Origin of the sequence: Allobosea sp. LjRoot90 (genome assembly GCF_964254315.1) — a bacterium.
In the GTDB taxonomy this organism is placed as follows: Bacteria; Pseudomonadota; Alphaproteobacteria; order Rhizobiales; family Beijerinckiaceae; genus Allobosea.
Genome location: NZ_CAXUTF020000001.1, coordinates 1,227,858 through 1,248,843, shown reverse-complemented (window position 1 = coordinate 1,248,843; position 20,986 = coordinate 1,227,858). Strand labels below are relative to the sequence as shown.

Genomic DNA, 20,986 nt, shown 5'->3' with positions numbered 1-20,986 from the left:
TTGCTTGTTCGTTGTCTGTCAGTCGGTTGCGGCGCGTCAGCGCCCGTAGAACCAGCGCGCCGGCACGGTGACGATCTCCGGCACGAGGATCAGCAGCAGAAGCACGGCGACTTGCGCCAGCAGGAAGGGCATGACGCCGCGGACGACCTTGTCCATCGGGATGCGGCCGACGGCGCAGACGACGTTCAGCACGACGCCAACCGGCGGGGTCAGCAGGCCGATGGCGTTGTTGATGATGAACATCACGCCGAAATAGACCGGGTCGATGCCCGCCTGCTTGACGATCGGCATCAGCACCGGTGTCAGGATCAGCACGGTCGGGATGAAGTCGAGTGCCGTGCCGACGACGATGACGAGGAACATCATCGCGAACATCAGCAGCGTCTTCGATTCGATCAGCGGGCCGAGCAGGCTCGCGACCTGGCTCGGGATGTCGGCGATGGTGATCAGCCAGGCCGAGACCATCGCCGCCGCGACCAGGAACATCACCGCGGCCGAGGTCTTGAGTGCGCTGAGCAGGGCCGGGCGCAGATGCTCGAATTTCAGCTCGCGATAGACAAAGCCGCCGACAAACCCGGCATAGACCGCGGCGACGACCGCAGCCTCGGTCGGTGTGAAGGCGCCTCCCTTCATGCCGCCGATGATCAGGAAAGGCAGGCCGAGTGCCCAGAGACCGTCGAGCGCCGATCGCCCGACCTCGCGCAGGCTGGCGCGCCGGGGACGGGCTGCCGGCTCGTCGCGCGCGACGACGTACCAGGTGATCACCAGCGCCAGCCCCATCAGCAGGCCCGGCACGATTCCGGCGAGGAAGAGGCGGGTGATCGAGACGCCGGCGGCGACGCCGAAGACGACGAAGCCGATCGAGGGCGGGATCACCGGCGCGATGATGCCGCCGGCCGAGATCAGCCCGGCGGCGCGCGGCAGGTTGTAGCCGGCCTGCTTCATCATCGGCAGCAGGATGGCGGCGAGCGCGGCGGTATCCGCGACAGCCGAGCCGGAGATGCTCGCCATTACCAGCGCCGCCAGCACCGCCACATAACCGAGCCCGCCGCGGACATGGCCGACCATCGTCACCGCCAGCGCGATGATCCGGCGCGAGAGGCCGCCGGCATTCATCAGTTCGCCGGCGAGCATGAAGAAGGGCACCGCCATCAGCGGGAAGGAATCGGCCCCGCCGATCAGGTTCTGCGCCAGGATTTGCGAGTCGAAGGTGTCGAGCTGCAGCATCAGCGCGACGCCGCAGACGAGCAGCGCCATCGCGATCGGCATGCCGAGCGCCATCGCGCCGATCAGCGAGCCCAGGAAGATGAAGACGGTCACGGCCGCTTCTCCGCGGCCTGCTGGTTCTCGAAGGCGGTGAGCTCCTCCGATTCCGCCCCGACGACGAGTTCGTCATCCGGCATGCGGCCGGTCAGGAGCCGCGCCAATGCGATCAGGTTGAGCGCACCGATGCCGATGCCGCCTGCGAGGCCGGCGAGATAGGTCACGGCGACGGGCACGCCGGTGACCGGCTGGTGGTTCTCTATGTTGATCGAGGCCTGCTGCCAGCAGCCGACCACCAGCATTCCCATGCAGAGCAGCGACAGCGCCTCGACCGCGAGCCGGCACCACCGGCGGCCATTGCGGCCGAGCATGGTGACGACGGTGGTCATGCCGAGATGCTGACCGTCCTTCGCCACCAGAAAGGCGCCGCCGAAGGTCAGCCAGACGAAAATCAGCCGCGACAGCTCCTCCGAAGAGATGATGCCGGAACTGAAGCCGTAGCGCAGCACGACATTGCCGAAGACCATGGCGATCATCACGACGAAACCGGCGATCAGCAGGTCCTCGGTCAGTCGCAGGAACAGGCCGCGTAGTCTCATGAGGCGGTTTCCTCGGCGCGCTTTCCGTTCAGCCGGGTCCGGTTGAACGAAAGGAATTCGTGCAAAATCAATAATTTGGAGGATGTTCTCATCGCAAAAGTGGTTCCCACTTTTGCGGAACATCCTCTGCGAGCCCGTACCAGCGCGCGGCGTTGTCATGGAACAGAGCGAGGCGCTCGGCCGCCAGCCGCTCGTGGACCGCGGCCTTGAACACGTCGAAGATCGTGGCGAACGAGGCGCAGATGCTGTCGACCGGGAAATTGCTGGCGAAGGCGCAGCGTTCGACGCCGAAGGCCGCGATCACGCCCTCGATCACCGGCGCCTGCAATGGAAGCGTCCACGCCTGCCCGGGCACGCCGATGCCGGAGATCTTGGCGACGACATTGGGTTCGCGCGCCAGCCGGCCGAGTGCCGCGCGCCAGGCGGCGAGCCCCTTGGCGCTGCGGTCGGCCGGCAGCCCGGCATGGTTCAGGATGATGGTGGTCGCCGGGAAATCGCGGGCGAGTTCGGCCGCCTCGCCCAGGTGCCACCACGGGGTCTGGAGATCGAAGCTGAGCCCGGCTCCCGCCAGCAGGGCATAGCCGTCGCGCCACTTTGCATCGCGCATCGAGCCGGGCGCGGCGAAATCCGGTTGGTGGTCCTCGCGGGCAACCGCCTTGGGCTTGTGTCGGACACTGCGCACCAAAGGCAGGTCGCGATAGGCCGCGACGACCTCGCCGGCATCCTCGCGGTCGAGCCAGATCTGGCCGATCGCGGCGCTCGGCAGGCCGTGCTCGCGAGCGACATTGCTGGCCCAGCGCATCTCGCCGATTGGATCGCGCGGATCCCATTCGCCTTCCATCAGCACGCTGCCGACGACGAGATGCCCGGCTGTGGCGCGGCGATAATCGGCCGGCATGAAGTCGCGCTTGATCGCGCTGTAGTCGCCATAGCGGAAGGCGACCGGCTGATCGCTCAGCCAGGGGTGATAATTGCGCGCAAGGTCGAAGAAATGGTGGTGGGCGTCGATGATCGGCAGGTCGTCATCGGCGTCGGTGGCGAGGAAGCGGGCGCGCTGGTCGGGGCTCGCGACCATGACTAACCCCGCGCCGCCTGAAGGCGGGCGTGCATCAGGCTATGTTCGGCCGGTCCGGTGCTGGTGCCCGTCATCCCTGCCTCCCGATCGTTTCCTCGGCGGTCGCCCGCTCGCGATTGGTCATTGCCAATTATTGTATGCTGCATACAGAATGTTGCCGTAGAGTCAAAGCGCGCTCGGGTTGAACAGCGCATCCTGCTCGCGGCGCAGGCGAACCAGTGTGGTGCTCTCGTCGAGCGCAACGTCGGCGCAGGTCACGACAGCGCCGCGCGCCACCTTGCGCACCACGGGCCGGCCTGCGGTGAGGTAGTAGGGAACCGGCTCGTTCGGTCCGAGCGGCCGGGCAGGGGTCAATTGCGGCTCCAGCCCTTCGATGACGTGGCGATAGCCCATGGTCAGCGTCTCGCCGGGCTCGAGATCGCGGCTCGCCCGTGCCGTCAGGTCGACGCGCGGCAGGACCTCGGCGCCGCCGGTCGACTGGCCGAGCAGCGCGGCCGACAGCGCCGACATCGGCGCCTCGGCGCCGAGCAGGTGCACGGGATTGTGCAGCAGGACATAGCGGCCGTCCGGCGAGCAGGGGATACCTTTGCCGGCAAATAGCTTGCCGGTAGCGGTATCAGGCGTCTCGGCGATGACGAAGACGCCGCCGGCGAAGGAGAGCTCGTCCGGCCGCCTGAGGCAGTTGAACATGTCGACGCGGCCGGTGCCGGAGAGCAGGCCGCCCTCGGCCGCCGGGCGGAACAGGCTCGGCAATTCGGTGGTGCGCGCGATCGGTGCATGCATCGCCGCGATGTCCGGCATGAGCCCGGTATGGTTGGCGACGATACCCATCTCGCAGAGATCGGGCACGGTGGCGCGCGGGAATGGCAATTTGGCGCGGGCGTCGAGCAAAGCGAGCGGGTCGCTGCCGAGCTTGCCGAATGCTGCGGCGAAATCGGCGGCCGGCACCGACTTCTCCCAGGCCGTGACGGTGCCGGCCTCGGCATCCCAGACGAAGTCGGATTCAGATGACTTGCCGGCGGCGACGATCGGCAGGCCGAGCACGCGAGCCCAGCCGATCAGCCCGATCAGCAGGCTCGGCTGGTCGCCGTCGACCGGCGTATGCACGACGCCGTTCTGCCTGGCGCGGTGAGCCAGGATCGGGCCGATGATGCACTCGGCCTCCTTGGTCACCATGACGAGATGGCGGCCAGCTTCGATCGCCGCGAGCGCGGTCATAGCCGCGCCTTCCGGATCGCCGGTCGCCTCGACGACGACGTCGACGGGGAGCCCTTCGAGATGAGCGGCGTCGCCGATCAGCGCGACCAGCCCGCGTTCGAGCGCTGCCTTGGCCTCGGCGGCGCTATGGCAGGCGATGATCTCGCCCTCGGTCAGGCCGCCGGCGAGCGCCGCCTTGCGGGCCCGCCCAATGTCGAGATCGCAGACCACGCGCGGTTCGATATGGGGCGCACGCCGGGCCTGGCCGATGAAGCTCGCGCCGAATTCGCCGGCGCCGACCAGCGCTGCAGAGATCACGCGGTCGGGAGCGCTGGGCTTCAGCGCGAACAGGTTCTCGATATTCACCAGGGAAGCTTTCGTTCGGGTGGGGCAGAGGCGGTGGCCGTCAGACGGCCAGGCCCTCGATGGCGTAGATGCGGGCGGGGGCGCCGTCGGCGTTCGGGATCAGCAGCGGCGCCGCCGAGAACAGGTTGCGCGGGGCCTTCAGCTTGCTGGTGTTGACGACGTATTCGATCAGCGTGACGCCATGACTGAGCAGGACGTGATGCGTCACATGCTCGGGCTTGGGCACCTCCTTGCCTTCGAGCAGCAACCGGATCGGGTAGTCCTGCGGAAAGTCGAAGGCGACGGCGGTCGGCTTGCGCTCAGCCAGCCATTGCGCGGCTTCGAGTGTCAGCCAGGGCGCCTCGGTCCAGAAGCTCTTGTCCTGGTAGTCGCGCCGGTCGTTCCATTGGGTTGCGAGCAGCAGGATCTCGCCATCGGCGCCCCCGCGATCGGCTGCGGCGAGATGCTCGGGGCCGATCGGCTCATTGGCCGGCCGCTGGCTCAGGTCGAGCACGCGGCAGGGGCCGACCACTTGGCTGAGCGGCGTCGTCTCGATCGTCGGGGCGCCGGCGACGAAATGCGCGGCGGCATCGACATGCGAGAAGCCATGGCAGGGGCCGTTGATCTTCGACACCCGGAACTGGTCGCCCGCGGCGATGTCGCCCTTGATCGAAAGCTCCACCGGCCAGCGGAAATGCGGCGCGATCGGCATGGAGAGGTCGACGATGTTCATGGCGCTGTCCGGAAATCGGAAAGGGATCACCGGTTGCCCGGCCGCTCCGTTCTAGGTGCGTGAATTCTTGCATGCAAGAATTTTTCGACACCGACCCGGCGGCGCGATATACAGGACGTTATGGATAGTCCTGCCGACACGACCCCACTCGCAGCGCTTCTCGCCCAGCTGCCGCAGCCCGAACCAGGCCGGCGCAAGGGCGCTCTGCACGGCAGCACGGTGGCGCAACTGCGCAACCTGATCGTCACGGGTGCTCTGGCGCCGGGCTCCAAACTCAACGAGCGCGAGCTCTGCCTGCAGCTCGGCGTTTCGCGCACGCCGGTCCGCGAGGCGATCAAGACACTGACCCAGGACGGCCTGCTGCGCGCCTTGCCGAACCACTCATCCGTGGTCTCGGAACTCGATGTCGGCGAGATCGAGGCGCTGATCGACGTCGTCTCGACGATCGAAGGGCTGGCTGGGGAACTCGCCGCGGCGCGCGTGACCGACGAGGCCGTCGCCGAGATCGGCATGCTGCATTACCGGATGCTGCTGCATCACACCCGCGACGAGCTGCCGGGCTATTTCGAGGCCAACAAGGCCTTCCACCGCCGCATCGTCGAGCTATCCGGCAATCCGGTCCTGCTCTGGATCTGGGAGCTGCTGGCGCTCAGGGTCGACCGTGCCCGCTATTCGTCGAACCTCTGGCCGAAGCGCTGGAAAATGGCGATCCAGGAGCACGAGCAGATCCTCGCGGCGCTGACCGCCGGCGACGCCGCCTTGGCGAGCCAGCGCTTGGGCGAGCATGTCCGCAACGGGCTGTCAGGTCTGGTCGCGGCACTGAAGGACAAGGGCACGGCTGGGGAGGGGCGCTGAAACCATCGCACCGTCGTCATTCCGGGGCAGGCCGCAGGCCTAAGCCCGGAACCCAGAACCGATGTGCTTGCGAGTTGAAGCGCGGCGGTCGGTCTGCATTTCCGGATATGGCATCGGTTCTGGGTTCCGGGCTCGCTGCTGCGCAGCGCCCCGGAAAGACGGTGTGAGCTGTCGCGCGCCGATCAATCAGTGCGCCCGCTCGGCCTCAGGTAGAACCTTGAGCACCGCGATCGCGTCGAGTTCGCTATGCCCCTGCGCGACGAGCATCCGGTAGAGCATCAATGCCTGCGCCACCATCGGCATGGCAAGATGGTGCTCGCGCCCGGCCTCCATCAGCATTTCGAGGTCCTTCAGAACCTGCCTTGCGTAGCCCTTTGGTGCGAAGTCGCGGGCGACCATGCGCGGCATCATCGCCTGCAGCACCGCCGAATTGCCGAGGCCGGGCGCCAGCGCCGCAGGGATCTTGTCGGCATCGACGCCATAGGCCTCGGCAAGCCGCAGTGATTCCGCCACGACGACGTAATTGGTCAGGCATAGCACCTGGTTGACCAGTTTGGTCGCCTGGCCGGCGCCGACCGCGCCCATATGGGTGAAGAGGCCAAGACTCTCGGCCAGTGGCCGCACCGCTGCGATCGCCTCCGGCGCGCCTCCGGCCATGATCGCGAGCTTGCCGGCTTCCGCCGCCGGCGGGCCGCCCGAGACGGGCGCGTCGATGAAGCCGATGCCGGCCTCCGACAGCGCCGCTGCGATCGCCTTGGTCACGTCGATCTCGGTCGTCGAGAAATCGATGACGATCGCGCCGGATTGCGACTTGGCCGAGAGGATGCCGCCTTCGCCGCTCACCACAGCCTGCACCGCCTTGGTGGTGGTCACTGCGATACAGACGGGATTGGCGCGCTCGGCGACCTCGGCCGGGGAAGCGGCGAGGATGACGCCGAGCGCTTCGGCTTCCGCCCGCCTGACCGGGTCGAGATCGAAGCCGACGACGGTGCGGCCGGTCGCGATCAGGCGCTTGCAGAAGCCCGCGCCCATCAGCCCGAGGCCGATGAAGCCGATGGTTTCGCTCATTTGCCCTGCCAGTTTGGCGTGCGCTTGCCGAGGAAGGCTTCCATGCCCTCGCGGAAATCGGCGCTGGTGTAGCAGAGGGTGACGAGGTCATCGCCGTCGACATCGGCGCTCGCCGCCTGGGTTAGCCGGCGCAGCGCCTCCTTGGTCGCGCGCATCGTCAGCGGCGCATGGCCGCGGATCGTCTCGGCAAGCTCCTTCACCCGCGCCATCAGCGCGGCATGGTCGGCGACAAGCTCGTTGTAGAGCCCGACACGATGGCCTTCCTCGGCCTCGACCAGGCGGGCGGTGAAGATGATGTCCTTGACGCGGGCCGAGCCGAGCAGGCTGGCGAGGCGCGCGTAGTTCGCCATCGACAGGCAGTTGCCGAGCGTGCGCGCCACCGGGAAACCGAAGCGGGCCGATTGCGTCGCGATCCGAAGGTCGCAGGCGCAGGCGATCGCCGCGCCGCCGCCGGTGACCGCGCCGGCGATCGCCGCGATCGTCGGCACCGGGCAGCTTTCGATCGAGGTGATCACCCGCTCGATCCGGTTCTCGTAGGCGAGCGCGTCTTCCGCCGTCTTGAACTCACGGAACTGGGCGATGTCGGTGCCGGCGGCGAAGGCCTTGTCGCCGGCACCGGTGACGACGAACACCTTCGGCGCGCCATGCTTCTCGGGATTGCCGAGGATTTCGGCCAGCCCTTCGTACATGGCGAAGGTCAGCGCATTGCGCGCCTGCGGCCGGTTCAGCGTGACCGTGCCGACCCCGTCGGCGATGTCGTAGAGGATCTCGTCAGTCATCCAAATACCTTTCAGATCGCGCCTTCGGCCTTGAGGCCGGCAATGGCCGCCTCATCGAAACCGAGCTCGGCGAGGATTTCGTGATTGTGGTCGCCGGCGTCCGGCGTCGGTGTTGCGATGCTGGCCGGCGTGCGCGACAGGCTGACCGGCTCGCCGACGACACGGATGTCGCCGAGCTTGGGATGGTGGACCGGCTGCGCGATGCCGAGATGCTGCACCTGCGGGTCGTCGAAGACGGCATCGACCGCATAGATCGGGCCGGCCGGCACGGACGCCTTCTCGCAAGCGTCGAGCCAGTAGGCGCTGTCCTGCGCGGTCATGATCTCCTCGAGCAGCACGCGCAATTCCGGCCGCGCCGCAAAACGCTTCTCCATGTTGTCATAGCGCGGGTCGGTCGCGAGCTCCGGCCGGCCGAGCACACCGCAGAAGGAGCGCCAGTGCCCCTCGGCGCCGACGCCGAGGTTGATATGGCCGTCGCGCGTCGCATAGACGCCCATCGGCGTCGCATAGGGGTGGTCGTTGCCGGCCTGCGGCGGCACCTTGCCCTCGACCAGATAGCGCGCGACCTGGAAATCCATCATGCCGATCTGGGCCTCGAGCAGCGAGGTCTGCACCCATTGCCCCTTGCCCGAGACGGCGCGCTCCTGCAGCGCCACAAGCGCGCCGATCGCGCCATAGAGCCCGGCGGCGGAATCGGCGACGGCGATGCCGGCGCGCACCGGTCCCTGGCCGGGGAGGCCGGTCACCGACATCATCCCGCCCATGCCCTGGGCGATCTGGTCGAAGCCGGCGCGCAGGCGATAGGGCCCGCTCTGGCCGAAGCCCGAGATCGAGACCAGGATCAGGCGCGGATTGAGCGCATGCAGCGTCTCGAAATCGAGGCCGAGCCGCTCCTTCACATCGGGCCGGAAGTTCTCGACCAGCAGGTCGGCGTCGGCGATCAGCTTGCGCAGGATCGCTTTGGCCGGCTCCTTCTTCAGGTTGAGCGTCAGCGAGCGCTTGTTCCGGTGCAGGTTCTGCATGTCGTAGCCATGCCGCGGCCCGCTCATGTTCTCGTTCGGATCGACGCCAGGCGGGCTTTCGATCTTGATCACGTCCGCGCCGAAATCGGCGAAGATGCGGGCGCAGGTCGGTCCGGCACGCACGCGCGTCAGGTCGAGCACGCGCAAGCGTTCGAGGGCGGTGGACGGCGTCGGGCGGGGCATGGTGATCCGGAGGGCGTGACAAGGGCGCCGACTATCCTGTCATCGTTGGAGGGCGTCAATCTTCGCACCATCTTGCATGCAAGATGGGCAGGCGAGCCATGCGCCAGCCGGACAACGGGCGCCCGCAACTGGGGCAACAGCGGCGTTGACGATTGACGGAAAGCCCTGCGAGCTTGCCGGACAGCGTCGGCAACGGACGCGTGAACCCGGAGGAAGACGATGACGGTGGTCGCACTGTTCGGTGCCGGCGGCAAGATGGGCATGCGGCTCGGCCGCAATCTCGCCCGCTCGCGCTTCGAGACCCGTCATGTCGAGGTCAGTCCGGCGGGCCGCGAGCGCGTTCGCGAGGTCTTCGGTACCGCTTGCATCGAGCCGGATGCCGCGATCGCGGGCGCGGAGGTCGTGATCCTGGCGGTGCCGGATACCGCTGTCGGTGCGGTGGCTCGTGATCTCGTGCCGAAGCTCGCCGCCGGGACGATCGTCGTCATCCTCGACGCTGCCGCGCCTTATGCCGGCCATCTGCCGGGGCGTGCCGACATCACCTATTTCGTCACCCATCCCTGCCATCCGCCGATCTTCAACGACGAGACGGCCCCCGATGCGCGGGCCGACCATTTTGGCGGCATCGCCGCCAAGCAGCACATCGTGAATGCGCTGATGCAGGGGCCGGAAGCGCATTACGTGCTTGGCGAGGAGGTGGCGCGGGCGATCTGGGCGCCGGTGATGCGCTCGCATCGCGTCACCGTCGAGCAGATGGCGATCCTCGAGCCCGGCCTTTCGGAAACCGTCTGCGCCACGCTGCTCGACGCGATGCGCGAGGCGATGGAGGAGGCGATCTCGCGCGGCGTGCCGCGCGAGGCAGCGCGCGACTTCCTGCTCGGCCACATGAACATCCTGGCGGCGGTGACCTTCGGCGAGGTCCAGGGCGTGTTCTCCGACGCCTGCAACAAGGCGATCGTCTTCGGCAAGGAGACGATCCTCCGGCCGGACTGGAAACGCTTGTTCGAGCCGGACGAGATCGCCGACAGCGTGCGCCGCATCACCTGAGTGTCGCCAGCACGGCTTCGACCGACCTCGAAGCCGTGATATGCCTGCTTCGCCGGTGAGCCGGCATGCCTTCGGAGAGATGAGATGAGTGCGATCAGCGAGAAGCCGAGCCTGACTGTCGATGATCCGGCGCAACTGCGCTCGCTCGTCGGTGAGGTGCATCCGCTCGCGCAGAAGAAGGTGCTCGACCGGCTCGACCAGTTCTGCCGCGATTTCATCGCGCTCTCGCCTTTCCTCGTGCTGGCCAGCGCCGATGACGAGGGCAGGGCGGATGCCAGCCCGCGCGGCGACGGCCCGGGCTTCGTCCAGGTGCTCGACGATCGGACGCTGCTGATTCCGGATCGGCGTGGCAATAACCGGGTCGATTCCTTCGCCAATGTGCTGAGTGCGCCGGGTGTCGGCCTCGTCTTCTTCGTGCCGGGCATCAACGAGACCTTGCGCGTCAATGGCCGGGCGCGGATGACCACAGACGCCGCGCTGCTGCAGCCTCTGGCCATGCAGGAGAAGGCGCCGAAGCTCGGCCTGATCGTCGAGGTCGACGAAGCCTATTTCCATTGCGGCAAGGCGCTGATTCGCTCGAAGCTCTGGGCTCAGGAATCGCAGGTCGAGCGCGGGAGCTTCCCGACGCTGGGGCGTATCGTCGCCGAGCAGACCAAGGCGATCGACGCCGCCGAAGCCGACGCCAATATGGAAGAGGGCTACCGCACGCGGCTCTACTGAGCGCGCGCGGCGGCGGAGGGCTGGGCATGTCTAAGGCTGATCGGCCCTTGCCTGCCACGCGCTTCAGCTTCCGGCTCGACTTCACGCCGGGCGGACGCCTCGGCCCTGGCAAGGTGCAGTTGCTGGAGGCGATCGGCGAGACCGGCTCGATTTCTGCCGCCGGCCGCTCGATGAAGATGTCCTATCGCCGCGCCTGGCTGCTGGTCGACGATCTCAACCGCATCTTCCGCGCGCCGCTCGTCGAGGCGCAGCCCGGTGGCGCCAAGGGCGGGGGAGCTCATCTGACGCCGCTCGGCCGTGAGATCGTCGCGAATTATCGCGCCATCGAGGCGAAGACGATGCAGGCGGGCGCGGCCGAGATCGCGGCGCTGCGGGAGGCTGTGGCGTTACGGGACTCGTGATGACGCCAGCGACTATGAAGATGGCCATTGGTCCTGCCGGATAGAAAAAGCGCAGGTCGTCCCGGTTGCCTTGCGGGCGCCCGGGACGGTCCTAAATGGCGGCAGAGCTCAGTTTGGACAATTATTCCCGATGACCATCGGCATCAGTCTCTGAAAATAGTCGTCGCGGTCGGAACCGTCGAAGCGGCCGCTTCGCATGCAGCAGCGTTTGAAATCTCAGCCCTGATCCACAGACGCATAGATCGTTGCGGCCGAGCTTCTCTTGCAGTTCGACATCGCTATGGACGATGCGAACGCCGCGCTTGACCTTGGTCTCGGACGGATAGGATTTACGGCGCTTGCTCGTAACTTCAAAAGGACGACTGGTCGTCGAAATGGCGAACTTTGTTGGTCATGGCACCCTCCTGCGGGTTGTGGTGGGGCGCTCTCGTAATGGTAGCGCCAAAGCAAGACAAGAGCGTGCTACGGCGTATCGATCGAGACGCTCTTGATCACGGCATAGACCGGGCTGCCGGGGGCGAGTTCCAACTGTTCGGCCGATTTCGCGGTGAGGCGCGCGAGCAGGCCGGCGCCATTGCAGTCGAGTTTCACTTCCAGTGCTGCGCCGTCGCCATGCCGCGCGCCGATGGCAGCGACCGTTCCGGGCAAGACATTCAAGGCGCTGATTCCGTCAAGCGGCTTGAGGCTGAGCATCACGTCGCTGGCGAGGATGCGCACGCGCAGCGCCGTCCCTTCCGGCACTTTGCGCCTACCGATCTGCAGCAGCCCGGCTTGCGTCTCCAGGATCGTCAGACCGTGCTCGGGTTCGTGGCGCAGGACGCGCGCCTCGAGGATCGCGCCCGCTTCCGGCGCGGCCGAAAGGATCGGCACATCGGGGCGGGACATCAATTCCGCGGTCGGCCCGCTCATCGAGACCTTGCCCTGGTCGAGGATGACGAGATGGGTGGCGAGCCGCGCCACCTCGGCGATCGAGTGTGAGACATAGACGATCGGAATGCCGAAGCTGTCGCGCAGGCGCTCGATGTAAGGCAGGATCTCGGCCTTGCGCTCCTCGTCCAGCGAGGCGAGCGGCTCGTCCATCAGGAGGAGACGCGGTTTGGCTAGGAGGGCGCGGCCGATCGCGACGCGCTGCTTCTCGCCGCCGGAGAGCGCGCCCGGCTGCCGTCGCAGCAGGTGGCCGATGCCCAGAAGGTCGAGCACGTCGTCGAGCTTGCTGCCGCCATCTTCCGCCTTCGGCGCGAACCAGCGGCCATAGAGCAGGTTCTGGCGCACCGAGAGATGCGGGAAGAGCCGCGCCTCCTGGAAGACATAGCCGATGCGGCGCCGGTGCTTCGGCACGAAGCTACCGGCCGCGCTGTCGAGCATCACCCGGCCGTCGATGACGATGCGGCCGGCTTGCGGCCGGATCAGGCCGGAGATCACGTTGACGAGCGAGGTCTTGCCCGAGCCCGAGCGGCCGAACAGCGCCGTCAGGCGCCCGTCGGATACAAAAGCTGCATCGAGCGCGAAGGCGCCCAATCGATGCGAAACGGAAACCTCGACGACCGCGCTCATTCGACGGCGATCCGCCGGCCGACCAATCGCGCCAGGAACTCCGAGGCAAATAGCGCCGCGACCGAGATCGCGATCGAGATCAGCGTCAGCCGCATCGCGCCGGCATCGCCGTTCGGCACCTGGGTGAAGGTGTAGATCGCCGAGGGCAGGGTCTGCGTCTCGCCGGGGATGTTGGAGACGAAGGTGATGGTTGCGCCGAACTCGCCCATCGCCTTGGCGAAGCACAGGATCATGCCGGCGAGGATGCCGGGCAGAGCGAGCGGCAGCGTAACGGTCAGGAACACCCAGAACGGGCCGGCGCCGAGCGTGCCCGCCGCATCCTCGAGCTTGCGGTCGATCGCCTCGATCGAGAGCCGGATCGCCCGGACCATCAGCGGGAAGCCCATCACGGCGCAGGCGAGCGCCGCACCCGTCCAGCGGAACGACAGGACGATGCCGAACCAGTCATAGAGGAATTGGCCGATCGGCCCGCGCCGGCCGAAGCCGATCAGCAGGAGATAGCCGGTGACGACCGGCGGCAGGATCAGCGGCAGGTGGATGACGGCGTCGAGCAGCGATTTGCCCCAGAAGCGCCCGCGCGCCAGCAGCCAGGCGACGGCGAGCCCCAGAGGCAGGCTCGCCAGCATGGCGGTGGTCGCGACGATCAGGCTGAGGCGGACGGCCGTCCATTCCTCCGGCGTCAGCCAGTCGCTCACGAGCAACCCCTTACGAGCAATGCCTTACGAGGAAGAGGCGGGCTTGTTCAGCACCGTGAAGCCCTGCTTCTCGAAGCTGGCCTTGGCGCCGTTGCCGCGCAGATAGGTGAGGAAGCCCTGCGCATCGGCATTGGCCGAATCCTTGGTGATCGCGACGGGATAGATGATCGGCGGGTGGGTGTCTTCCGGGAAGGTAGCGATCACCTTGACCTTCGGATCGGCGGCGGCGTCGGTGGTGTAGACGATGCCGAGCGGCGCCTCGCCGCGCGAGACCAGCAGCAGCGCAGCGCGCACATTGTCGCTCTGCGCGATCTTGTCCTTGACCTTGTCCCAGCCGCCGAGCTTCTCCAGCGCCGCCTTGCCGTATTTGCCGGCCGGCACCGAATCGACATTGCCCATGGCGAGCCGGCTCGAGCCGAGTGCGGCGGAGAGATCGACGCCCGGCGCCAGCGTTACCGTGGTCGCGGCATCGGCGGGCGCGATCAGCGCGATCCGGTTGGCGAGCAGGCTGACGCGGCTCTCCTTGATGATCAGGTTCTTCTGCTGGGCGTAGTCCATCCAGTCGAGATCGGCCGAGAGGAAGAGATCGGCCGGCGCGCCCTGTTCGAGCTGCTTCGCCAATGCGTTGCTGGCGGCATAGGAGATTTTCGGCGCCGGCTTGCCGCTTTCCTTGACCCAATTGGCCGTGGCCTCGTCGAGCGCGTTCTTTAGGCTCGCGGCGGCGAAGATCACCAGTTCCTTGCTCTGCGCGAGGGCCGGGCCAGTGAAGGAGGCGACGCCGATCAGCAGCGCGGCGGTGAAACCGAGAACATGGCGGCGGTTCGATGGCATGTTGGTCCTCGCTCCGGTTGCTGTCGCTATGTGCGGCTGAATATAACGGTGAGCGACCAAAGGTCGAGTCCGGCAGAGACCGGCTCGCAAGCTTGTCAGATCGAGGAGACCAGCATGAAGATTTCCGCCCGCAACCAGCTCAAGGGCACCATCACCGAGATCGTCAAGGGCGCGACCACCGCCCATGTGAAGCTCGATGTCGGCGGCACCATCGTCACCTCGGCGATCACCAATGCCGCGGTCGACGAGCTTAAGCTCGCAGTCGGGCAGAAGGCCTACGCCGTGGTGAAGGCCTCCGACGTGATGATCGCGATCGACTGAGCGCAGTGCGCCTGGTTGCGCGGCTGATGCCGGCTGCGTAGCCTTCGCCGCAAAGAAAAAGGCCCACGCCGAAGCGCAGGCCCAAGTCTAGGGAGGAAACGCCCAAGGAGGGCGCCGCAACATCGCTGCTGCGGTGCACATGAAATAGGGCGGCCCGGATCGGCTCGCAAGAGGGAAGGGACAGCAAAGCTGACCCTATTTTGAGCAAGTTGCGGTTTTTCGCGCCTATTGCGCTGAAATGGCGGATGAAAGCGAATGCGTGAGGCGAAACGACGCGGGGCTAACGTTTGCCGAAACGGGTTTCGGAGTCTCCTCATCGTCGGGAGCCTCAGCCTGTGTCCCGCTGCGGAAGCCCAGATTCCACCATCGCCGGCAGAGATCGCAGCCTATGATGCGCTGCATCTTGCGGCTCATCGCGGCAACCTGGCAGCCCTTCGGGAGGCAGTCGCAGCCGGCAGCCGACTCGAAACCCGTGACGGCCAGGGCCGCACCGCGCTGCATGTCGCGACCCATGCCCGCCAGCGCGAGGCGATGCAGGTGCTGGTGAAAGCGGGAGCCGATCCGCGCGCGCTCGATGCCCAGTCCTATGACGCGATCACCATCGCGGCGGTCGCCGACGATCTCGAAACGATGCGGACTGCGCTCGCCATTGGCGGCGACGCGCGCGCCATCACCAGCCCCTATCGCGGCACGGCGCTGATCGCAGCGGCCCATCTCGGTCATGACGGCGTGGTCCGCGAGCTGATCGCCGCCGGCGCCCCGCTCGACCATGTCAACAATCTCCGCTGGACTGCCCTGATCGAGGCGGTGATCCTCGGCGATGGCGGGCCGCGCCATGTCGAGACGGTGAGGGCGCTGGTGACCGCCGGGGCGCGGCGCGATCTCGCCGACCGCGACGGCGTCACGCCGCTCGAGCACGCCCGCCGCCGTGGCTATGCGGCGATGGTCACGCTGCTGCAGTAGTCAGGCTGGGAAGTCCGGCGCGGGCAGGCTCGCGACCAGCGCCGTCAGCCCGTCGCTATAGCGCTGGCGCATGTCGGCCCAATAGGGATGGTGGCTGTCGTATTTGGCCAGATGCCGGGTCGAGAAGCTGTCGGCCTCGTAGCGCAGCAGATCGATCGGCGGCGCGACCGAGAGGTTTGAGCGGACCGTGGCGTCGAAGGAGAGCAAAGCGAGCTTGGCTGCCTCGTCGAGCCCGCTCGCCTCCTGCAGCGCCCGGTCGAGGATCGGCTTGCCGTATTTGGTCTCGCCGAGCTGGAGGAACTGGGTACGTCCGGAGGCTTCGACGAAGTTGCCGGCCGAATAGACCTGAAACAGGCGATGCGGCTCACCGGCGATCTGGCCGGCGACAATGAAAGAGCCGTTCGGGTCGCCATAGGGTTCAACGAAGGCGCGGTTGGCGCGCAGCACCTCGCGCAGCACACCGCCGACGATCTGCGCCACGTCGAACATGGTACGCGCCGCCAGGATGTCGCGGTTCTCGCTGCCCGCGGCGCTGTCTTGCTTATGCTTGGTGTATTGCCGGATCATTGTGATCACGGCCTGCGTCGTCGCCAGGTTCCCGGCCGAGAGAATCGCGATCACCCGCTCGCCCGGTACCTCGAACAGAGCGAGCTTCTTCACCACGGCGATCTGGTCGACGCCAGCGCTGGAGCGGGAGTCGGAAGCGAGGATCAGGCCCGACGGCAGCAGGATCCCGAGGCAATAGGTCATGGTCGGTTCCCCAGCGCGGGCGCAGCATGCGCAGGGGGGACCGAGTTTGCCAAGCTCCCGCCGGCGTGATTGCGGCACGGATGGGCGGATGCCAAGGTCGGCTGCTTATTGGCTAGGCAGCGGCGGAGTTCGGACATTGCGCAACCTGTCGGACATCGTCGCAGCCGTTCATGCCGACATCGCCGAGCATATCGGCGGCGGCAAGGTGGCCGATTACATTCCGGCGCTGTCGCGGGTCGATCCACGCCATTTCGGCCTCGCCGTCGTCACCTGTACCGGCGAGCGGGCCGAGGCCGGTGACGCCGCCGTCCCGTTCTCGATCCAGAGCATCTCCAAGGTCTTCACGCTGACGCTGGCGCTGGAGCGGGTCGGCGCCCGGCTCTGGCAGCGCGTCGGGCGCGAGCCGTCGGGCTCAGCGTTCAATTCGATCGTCCAGCTCGAGCAGGAGCGCGGCGTACCACGCAACCCGTTCATCAATGCCGGCGCGCTCGTCGTCACCGATGCGTTGCTGACTGGCCGGACGCCGAAAAAGACTGCGGCGGAGATCCTCGCCTTCCTGCGCGAGCGCTCGGGCGACCCTTCAGTCTCGATCGACGATGAGGTCGCAGGCTCGGAGGCGCAGACCGGTTTCCGCAATGCCAGCCTCGCCAACTTCATCCGCGCCTTCGGCAATCTGAAGAACCCGGTCGCCGAGGTGCTCGACGTCTATTTCCACCAATGCGCGCTCAAGCTGAGCTGTGCCCAACTCGCCCGCGCCGGCCTGTTCCTCGCCGGCGACGGTGTCGATCCGTTGACTGGCAATGTGGTCTGCCGGCCGGCGCGGGCGCGTCGCGTCAAGGCGCTGATGATGACCTGCGGCCATTACGACGCCTCGGGCGAGTTCGCCTTCAAGGTCGGCCTGCCCGGCAAGAGCGGCGTCGGCGGCGGCATCCTCGCCATTGTGCCGAAGCAGGCGGCGATCGCGGTCTGGTCGCCCGGACTCAACGCGGCCGGTACCTCGCATGTCGGCGCAATGGCGCTCGAACGCCTGGTCGAGCGCACCGGCTGGTCGGTTTTCTAGCGCGCTTTCCGTTCGACCGGCGCGGTCGAACGATCAGAATTCGCGTAAAACAAATAACTGCTCAGGTCTTCGCCGGCCCGGTCGCGACCGGGCGCTCGCTCGCGCCCCATTCGGCCCAGGAGCCGTCGTAGACGGAGCGCGCCGGCTTGCCGAGCAGCTCCAGTGCCGTCGACAGGATCACCGCCGAGACGCCGGAGCCGCAGCTTGTCAGCAGCGGCTTGTCGATGTCGACGCCGGCCTCGCGGAACGCCGCGGCGAGCGCTTCGGGCTCCTTGAGCTTGCCATCGGCCACCAGTGCCGAGGAGGGCAGGCTGAGCGAGCCCGGCATGTGACCGGAGCGCAGCCCAGGGCGCGGCTCGGGCGCCTCGCCGCGGAAGCGATCTGCCGGGCGGGCATCGACGACCTGAATCGCGCCGCTCTCCAGCGCGCGCGCCACGTCATTGATGTCGGCGACGGCGGAATGGTCGAGCCTGGCGGTAAAGCTGCGCGGCTTGCGCGGTTTCGGCGTGCCGTCCTCGACCGGGCGTCCCTCGGCCAGCCATTGCGGCAAGCCACCTCCGAGGATGACCACGTCCTTGGCGCCGAAGGTCTGGAAGGTCCAGCGCACCCGCGGCGCCGAGAACAGGCCAAGCCCGTCATAGACGACGATGCGCATGCCGTCGCCGATGCCCATGGCGCCGACGGCGGCGGCAAAGGCGTCCGGCCGCGGCAGCATGTGCGGCAGGTTCGAGCTCTTGTCCTTGACCGCGTCGATGTCGAAACGCACCGCGCCCGGGATGCGCTGCTGGGCATATTCGGCGGCCGCGTCGCGCTTCTGCGCCGGCAGGTAATAGGAGCCGTCGACCACGACGATGTCGGGCGCGTCGAGCCGCTCGGCCAGCCATTGTGTGGAGACGAAGATGTCGTTGCGGGCCATGCGCGTGTCCTCGAAAGTGAGTCTGTTCTCAGGATGTTATGGCGGGAGGCTCAAGCGAGCGAGATACGCACGCGCCGGTTCTGCTTGCCCTTCTTCTCGACATCGGTGACCAAGACGGCGCCGATCTCCGAGGTATTGCGCACATGCGTACCGCCGCAAGGCTGCAGGTCGATGCCTTCGATCGAAACCAGCCGGACCCGGCCCGAGCCACGCGGCGGCTTGACCGACATGGTCTTGACCAGGCCAGGATTGGCGTCGAGTTCCTCGTCGGTGATCCAGCTTTCGCTGATCGCGGCGTTCTTCGCCACGAGCGCATTGAGCTTCTCGGTCAGCTCGGCCTTGTCGAGCCCGCCTTCGGGAATGTCGAAATCGAGCCTTCCGTCGCCGTCGCTGATCGCGCCACCGGTGACGGGGTAGGGCAGGACGACGCTGAGCAGGTGCAGCGCAGTGTGGATGCGCATGCGCTTCAGCCGGCGCTCCCAGTCGAGCCTGGCGACCAGGGCCTCGCCGACGGCCGGCGCCGCCTGGCCTTCGAGCGGGACATGCAGGATGCGGCTCTTGTCCTCGGGATTGTAGATCGCCGTGCCGATGGCGATTTCAGAACCATTGCTACGGACCAGGACGCCGGCATCGCCCGGCTGGCCGCCGCCGGTGGCGTAGAATACTGTCCGGTCGAGCTCGATGCCGCCGCGCTCGTTGATCGCGACGACGGTCGCGGGCGTTTCGCCAAGATAGGCATCGGCTCGGAACAGCAATTCGGTCGGCATTGCGATCTCCTTCTTCGCCTGAACTTATCGCAGGCAAGCCCGAGCCGGGAAAGACGGTGGAGGGCGAAGCAGGAGCGCCGCCGGCGGGGCTTCCGCTGCGGGCTTCGCATCACTAGGGTCCGGCGCAGGATTGCCATGGCATGGAGACCGCTCGCGATATGACCATGCCGCGTATGCAGCCGCAGGACGGCGTCGCCTGGGTGACCGGGGCGAGCTCTGGCATCGGCGCGGCCGTGGCGCTCGAGCTGGCGCGGCGCGGCTGGACGGTCGCTGCGACAGCGCGACGGCTCGACAAGCTCGAAGCACTGGCACTGGGTGCGGACGGGCTGCCGGGGCGGATCGTCGCCCATTGTGGCGACGTCGCCGATCCGATGGCGATGGCGGCCGTGGTCGAGGGCATCGAGAGCGTGCACGGGCCGATCGCACTCGCCTTCCTCAATGCCGGTATCGCTCCGCGCAACGGGCCGGGCCTTATCGATATTCCCGCCTTCGAGCAGGTCTTCGCCGTCAATCTCATGGGCGCGGTACGCGGCATGGCCGCGGTCGCCGAGCGCATGGCGGTGCGGGGCAAGGGCCAGATCGCGGTCAATGCCTCGCTGGCGGGCTATCGCGGCCTGCCGGGCGCTGCGGCTTACGGCGCCTCCAAGGCGGCGGCGATCCATCTCTGCGAAGCCTTGAAGTTCGATTGCGACCGGCACGGCATCCGGCTGCAGCTGGTCAATCCCGGCTTCGTCGATACGGCGATGACCCAGCGCAACAGCTTCCCGATGCCGTTCATGGTCTCTCTCGAGGAGGCGGCGGCCCGCATCGTCGACGGTTTCGGGCGCGGCGGCTTCGAGATCACCTTCCCCCGCCGCCTCGCCTGGCTGATGAAGGGGCTGCGATTGCTGCCCTATCCAGCCTATTTCTGGGCAATGCGCCGGATGGCCGGCGAGCATCGCGGCGGGCGACGGGACGGGGCGGTGTAGCCGGAGATGACTCTTTCCCAATGGCTTGGGTCATAGAGCTCAGAATCCGGGTGAGGATGATTCGAACCGCGCCTCGAGCCAGCTTACGCCGAAGCCAGTGATCGCCGCTGCATCGACCAGCACGGACGGGGCTGCGCCGACCAGACCTTGCCGCCCTCGGCCGCTGGCGAGGAACTCAGTCACGATTCCCGCAAAATAGTCCTCGGCCAGCCCTTCGACAATCGGGTCGCCGGTGTCGAATTCCTCGATCATGCGCCATTGCGTGCCGGTCGGTGTCGCAAGCGGAACCTCGATCCGCCTGATGCGCTTGCCGGGGATGTCAGCCAGATGCTCGGCATGGTGCAGCAAGGTCAGCGTGTCGAGCGGAGCGCCGAGCATCAGCACCTTGCCGTTGGCCTCGACCAGCTTGGCCAGCGGCGAGCCTTCGCCATAGCCGTAGTCGAGCGGGTGAGCGGCGGTGAACCAGTCGGCCTTCGCCCCGAGCGCGACGAGGGAGGCGCCGGGATTGCCACTGCGCCGCGCACCCGGCGTCGTCCGCAGGAATTCCGGCAGCACGCCGTTGTCGCGGATCGCGCGCGAGCGCTGCGGATCGAAGGGTGGGATGTGATCGCGCCATTGCGGCGGCACGCGCCCATCTGCGTCGACCAGATCCTCGTATCGCGCTTCCCAGTCGGCATAGGCGAGGACGGTGCCGCCCGGCCCCACTGCATCGGAGAGCGCAGCGATGATCGTGTCGGGGCCGTCGAGCAGGCGGCCGACCCTGCTGACGGCGGCATGGACCATGACGGCATCGCCGGAAACGAGGCCGAGCTTGGCGAGATTGGCGGCGAGCGCAGTGCGCGTGACGAAGGAGGCGGGAGGCAGCGTCATGGTG

General features: G+C 67.3%; 24 protein-coding genes. 8 read left to right on the top strand and 16 right to left on the bottom strand.

The window, feature by feature from the left end; genetic code table 11:
• Positions 1–36 precede the first annotated feature (36 nt).
• The 5 genes from ACSQ3M_RS05905 to ACSQ3M_RS05885 form a co-directional block, all read right to left on the bottom strand.
• Complete coding sequence (locus tag ACSQ3M_RS05905) at positions 37–1,320, bottom strand: TRAP transporter large permease subunit (RefSeq protein ID WP_436149115.1); 1,284 nt, start codon at positions 1,318–1,320, stop codon at positions 37–39.
• Positions 1,317–1,862 carry a TRAP transporter small permease gene (locus ACSQ3M_RS05900; protein WP_436149114.1) on the bottom strand — a complete coding sequence of 182 codons (546 nt, stop codon included), beginning with the start codon at positions 1,860–1,862 and terminating at the stop codon, positions 1,317–1,319. Before ACSQ3M_RS05900 ends, ACSQ3M_RS05905 begins: the two co-directional genes overlap by 4 nt.
• An 88-nt stretch (positions 1,863–1,950) precedes the next feature.
• Entirely contained in the window at positions 1,951–2,937 is a 987-nt protein-coding gene (locus tag ACSQ3M_RS05895; RefSeq protein WP_436149113.1) for an amidohydrolase family protein, read from the bottom strand.
• 165 nt (positions 2,938–3,102) lie between these two features.
• On the bottom strand, positions 3,103–4,500 hold the full coding sequence (locus ACSQ3M_RS05890) for an NAD(P)H-dependent oxidoreductase (RefSeq protein WP_436149112.1): 1,398 nt from the start codon (positions 4,498–4,500) through the stop codon (positions 3,103–3,105).
• Between the two features lie 40 nt (positions 4,501–4,540).
• Complete coding sequence (locus ACSQ3M_RS05885; RefSeq protein ID WP_436149111.1) at positions 4,541–5,212, bottom strand: cyclase family protein; 672 nt, start codon at positions 5,210–5,212, stop codon at positions 4,541–4,543.
• 120 nt (positions 5,213–5,332) lie between these two features.
• Here ACSQ3M_RS05885 and ACSQ3M_RS05880 point away from each other — a divergent pair, with 120 nt between their 5' ends.
• The gene (locus tag ACSQ3M_RS05880) at positions 5,333–6,067 is read left to right on the top strand and encodes a GntR family transcriptional regulator (protein WP_436149110.1); all 735 of its coding nucleotides are present in this window, start codon (positions 5,333–5,335) and stop codon (positions 6,065–6,067) included.
• A gap of 186 nt (positions 6,068–6,253) precedes the next feature.
• On the opposite strand, the gene ACSQ3M_RS05875 is transcribed toward ACSQ3M_RS05880, so the two are convergent.
• Genes ACSQ3M_RS05875 through ACSQ3M_RS05865 form a run of 3 tightly spaced genes read right to left on the bottom strand, consistent with a single transcriptional unit; the run spans position 6,254 to position 9,119 of the window.
• The gene (locus ACSQ3M_RS05875; RefSeq protein ID WP_436149109.1) at positions 6,254–7,135 is read right to left on the bottom strand and encodes an NAD(P)-dependent oxidoreductase; all 882 of its coding nucleotides are present in this window, start codon (positions 7,133–7,135) and stop codon (positions 6,254–6,256) included.
• Positions 7,132–7,914, bottom strand: coding sequence for an enoyl-CoA hydratase/isomerase family protein (locus ACSQ3M_RS05870; RefSeq protein WP_436149108.1), 783 nt, complete (start codon positions 7,912–7,914; stop codon positions 7,132–7,134). The genes ACSQ3M_RS05875 and ACSQ3M_RS05870 overlap by 4 nt, the downstream gene beginning before the upstream one ends.
• Before the next feature lie 11 nt (positions 7,915–7,925).
• The gene (locus ACSQ3M_RS05865; RefSeq protein ID WP_436149107.1) at positions 7,926–9,119 is read right to left on the bottom strand and encodes a CaiB/BaiF CoA transferase family protein; all 1,194 of its coding nucleotides are present in this window, start codon (positions 9,117–9,119) and stop codon (positions 7,926–7,928) included.
• Positions 9,120–9,338: 219 nt separating this feature from the next.
• Here ACSQ3M_RS05865 and ACSQ3M_RS05860 point away from each other — a divergent pair, with 219 nt between their 5' ends.
• From ACSQ3M_RS05860 to ACSQ3M_RS05850, 3 genes are all read left to right on the top strand, one after another.
• Positions 9,339–10,166 carry a phosphogluconate dehydrogenase C-terminal domain-containing protein gene (locus tag ACSQ3M_RS05860; RefSeq protein WP_436149106.1) on the top strand — a complete coding sequence of 276 codons (828 nt, stop codon included), beginning with the start codon at positions 9,339–9,341 and terminating at the stop codon, positions 10,164–10,166.
• 84 nt (positions 10,167–10,250) lie between these two features.
• Complete coding sequence (locus ACSQ3M_RS05855; RefSeq protein WP_436149105.1) at positions 10,251–10,886, top strand: pyridoxamine 5'-phosphate oxidase family protein; 636 nt, start codon at positions 10,251–10,253, stop codon at positions 10,884–10,886.
• A 26-nt stretch (positions 10,887–10,912) separates the two neighbouring features.
• Positions 10,913–11,287 carry a winged helix-turn-helix domain-containing protein gene (locus ACSQ3M_RS05850; protein ID WP_436149104.1) on the top strand — a complete coding sequence of 125 codons (375 nt, stop codon included), beginning with the start codon at positions 10,913–10,915 and terminating at the stop codon, positions 11,285–11,287.
• A 121-nt stretch (positions 11,288–11,408) separates the two neighbouring features.
• Here ACSQ3M_RS05850 and ACSQ3M_RS05845 read toward each other — a convergent pair whose 3' ends face one another.
• From ACSQ3M_RS05845 to modA, 4 genes are all read right to left on the bottom strand, one after another.
• Complete coding sequence (locus ACSQ3M_RS05845; RefSeq protein ID WP_436149298.1) at positions 11,409–11,555, bottom strand: SEC-C metal-binding domain-containing protein; 147 nt, start codon at positions 11,553–11,555, stop codon at positions 11,409–11,411.
• Positions 11,556–11,749: 194 nt separating this feature from the next.
• Positions 11,750–12,841, bottom strand: a complete 1,092-nt coding sequence (modC, locus tag ACSQ3M_RS05840; protein WP_436149103.1) for a molybdenum ABC transporter ATP-binding protein — start codon at positions 12,839–12,841, stop codon at positions 11,750–11,752.
• The gene (modB, locus tag ACSQ3M_RS05835; protein WP_436149102.1) at positions 12,838–13,536 is read right to left on the bottom strand and encodes a molybdate ABC transporter permease subunit; all 699 of its coding nucleotides are present in this window, start codon (positions 13,534–13,536) and stop codon (positions 12,838–12,840) included. Before modB ends, modC begins: the two co-directional genes overlap by 4 nt.
• A 24-nt stretch (positions 13,537–13,560) precedes the next feature.
• Complete coding sequence (gene modA, locus ACSQ3M_RS05830) at positions 13,561–14,367, bottom strand: molybdate ABC transporter substrate-binding protein (protein WP_436149101.1); 807 nt, start codon at positions 14,365–14,367, stop codon at positions 13,561–13,563.
• Positions 14,368–14,481: 114 nt separating this feature from the next.
• Between modA and ACSQ3M_RS05825 the strand changes: the two genes are divergently transcribed.
• Together ACSQ3M_RS05825 and ACSQ3M_RS05820 are read left to right on the top strand one after the other, a co-directional pair.
• The gene (locus ACSQ3M_RS05825; protein WP_436149100.1) at positions 14,482–14,688 is read left to right on the top strand and encodes a TOBE domain-containing protein; all 207 of its coding nucleotides are present in this window, start codon (positions 14,482–14,484) and stop codon (positions 14,686–14,688) included.
• 255 nt (positions 14,689–14,943) lie between these two features.
• On the top strand, positions 14,944–15,651 hold the full coding sequence (locus ACSQ3M_RS05820) for an ankyrin repeat domain-containing protein (protein ID WP_436149099.1): 708 nt from the start codon (positions 14,944–14,946) through the stop codon (positions 15,649–15,651).
• On the opposite strand, the gene ACSQ3M_RS05815 is transcribed toward ACSQ3M_RS05820, so the two are convergent.
• Positions 15,652–16,401, bottom strand: a complete 750-nt coding sequence (locus ACSQ3M_RS05815) for a peptidase (RefSeq protein ID WP_436149098.1) — start codon at positions 16,399–16,401, stop codon at positions 15,652–15,654.
• 136 nt (positions 16,402–16,537) lie between these two features.
• Between ACSQ3M_RS05815 and ACSQ3M_RS05810 the strand changes: the two genes are divergently transcribed.
• Positions 16,538–17,461 carry a glutaminase gene (locus ACSQ3M_RS05810; RefSeq protein ID WP_436149097.1) on the top strand — a complete coding sequence of 308 codons (924 nt, stop codon included), beginning with the start codon at positions 16,538–16,540 and terminating at the stop codon, positions 17,459–17,461.
• A 61-nt stretch (positions 17,462–17,522) separates the two neighbouring features.
• Here the strand turns inward: ACSQ3M_RS05810 and sseA are convergent, their stop codons facing one another.
• The gene (gene sseA, locus ACSQ3M_RS05805; protein ID WP_436149096.1) at positions 17,523–18,377 is read right to left on the bottom strand and encodes a 3-mercaptopyruvate sulfurtransferase; all 855 of its coding nucleotides are present in this window, start codon (positions 18,375–18,377) and stop codon (positions 17,523–17,525) included.
• A 50-nt stretch (positions 18,378–18,427) separates the two neighbouring features.
• The gene (locus tag ACSQ3M_RS05800) at positions 18,428–19,144 is read right to left on the bottom strand and encodes an alanyl-tRNA editing protein (RefSeq protein WP_436149095.1); all 717 of its coding nucleotides are present in this window, start codon (positions 19,142–19,144) and stop codon (positions 18,428–18,430) included.
• A gap of 158 nt (positions 19,145–19,302) precedes the next feature.
• On the opposite strand from ACSQ3M_RS05800, the gene ACSQ3M_RS05795 reads away from it, so the two are divergent.
• On the top strand, positions 19,303–20,112 hold the full coding sequence (locus tag ACSQ3M_RS05795; protein WP_436149094.1) for an SDR family NAD(P)-dependent oxidoreductase: 810 nt from the start codon (positions 19,303–19,305) through the stop codon (positions 20,110–20,112).
• A gap of 39 nt (positions 20,113–20,151) precedes the next feature.
• On the opposite strand, the gene aac(3) is transcribed toward ACSQ3M_RS05795, so the two are convergent.
• The gene (aac(3), locus tag ACSQ3M_RS05790) at positions 20,152–20,982 is read right to left on the bottom strand and encodes an aminoglycoside 3-N-acetyltransferase (RefSeq protein WP_436149093.1); all 831 of its coding nucleotides are present in this window, start codon (positions 20,980–20,982) and stop codon (positions 20,152–20,154) included.
• Between the last annotated feature and the right edge of the window lie 4 nt (positions 20,983–20,986).

Bases quoted from the DNA above. Each gene is read 5' to 3' on its own strand.
- ACSQ3M_RS05820 (WP_436149099.1), top strand. From the start codon at position 14,944: ATGCGTGAGGCGAAACGACGCGGGGCTAACGTTTGCCGAAACGGGTTT.
- ACSQ3M_RS05855 (WP_436149105.1), top strand. From the start codon at position 10,251: ATGAGTGCGATCAGCGAGAAGCCGAGCCTGACTGTCGATGATCCGGCG.
- sseA (WP_436149096.1), bottom strand. From the start codon at position 18,377: ATGGCCCGCAACGACATCTTCGTCTCCACACAATGGCTGGCCGAGCGG.
- modA (WP_436149101.1), bottom strand. From the start codon at position 14,367: ATGCCATCGAACCGCCGCCATGTTCTCGGTTTCACCGCCGCGCTGCTG.
- ACSQ3M_RS05885 (WP_436149111.1), bottom strand. From the start codon at position 5,212: ATGAACATCGTCGACCTCTCCATGCCGATCGCGCCGCATTTCCGCTGG.
- ACSQ3M_RS05795 (WP_436149094.1), top strand. From the start codon at position 19,303: ATGACCATGCCGCGTATGCAGCCGCAGGACGGCGTCGCCTGGGTGACC.
- modC (WP_436149103.1), bottom strand. From the start codon at position 12,841: ATGAGCGCGGTCGTCGAGGTTTCCGTTTCGCATCGATTGGGCGCCTTC.
- ACSQ3M_RS05850 (WP_436149104.1), top strand. From the start codon at position 10,913: ATGTCTAAGGCTGATCGGCCCTTGCCTGCCACGCGCTTCAGCTTCCGG.
- ACSQ3M_RS05825 (WP_436149100.1), top strand. From the start codon at position 14,482: ATGAAGATTTCCGCCCGCAACCAGCTCAAGGGCACCATCACCGAGATC.
- ACSQ3M_RS05865 (WP_436149107.1), bottom strand. From the start codon at position 9,119: ATGCCCCGCCCGACGCCGTCCACCGCCCTCGAACGCTTGCGCGTGCTC.
- ACSQ3M_RS05815 (WP_436149098.1), bottom strand. From the start codon at position 16,401: ATGACCTATTGCCTCGGGATCCTGCTGCCGTCGGGCCTGATCCTCGCT.
- ACSQ3M_RS05800 (WP_436149095.1), bottom strand. From the start codon at position 19,144: ATGCCGACCGAATTGCTGTTCCGAGCCGATGCCTATCTTGGCGAAACG.
- ACSQ3M_RS05895 (WP_436149113.1), bottom strand. From the start codon at position 2,937: ATGGTCGCGAGCCCCGACCAGCGCGCCCGCTTCCTCGCCACCGACGCC.
- ACSQ3M_RS05880 (WP_436149110.1), top strand. From the start codon at position 5,333: ATGGATAGTCCTGCCGACACGACCCCACTCGCAGCGCTTCTCGCCCAG.
- ACSQ3M_RS05870 (WP_436149108.1), bottom strand. From the start codon at position 7,914: ATGACTGACGAGATCCTCTACGACATCGCCGACGGGGTCGGCACGGTC.
- ACSQ3M_RS05900 (WP_436149114.1), bottom strand. From the start codon at position 1,862: ATGAGACTACGCGGCCTGTTCCTGCGACTGACCGAGGACCTGCTGATC.
- ACSQ3M_RS05860 (WP_436149106.1), top strand. From the start codon at position 9,339: ATGACGGTGGTCGCACTGTTCGGTGCCGGCGGCAAGATGGGCATGCGG.
- ACSQ3M_RS05875 (WP_436149109.1), bottom strand. From the start codon at position 7,135: ATGAGCGAAACCATCGGCTTCATCGGCCTCGGGCTGATGGGCGCGGGC.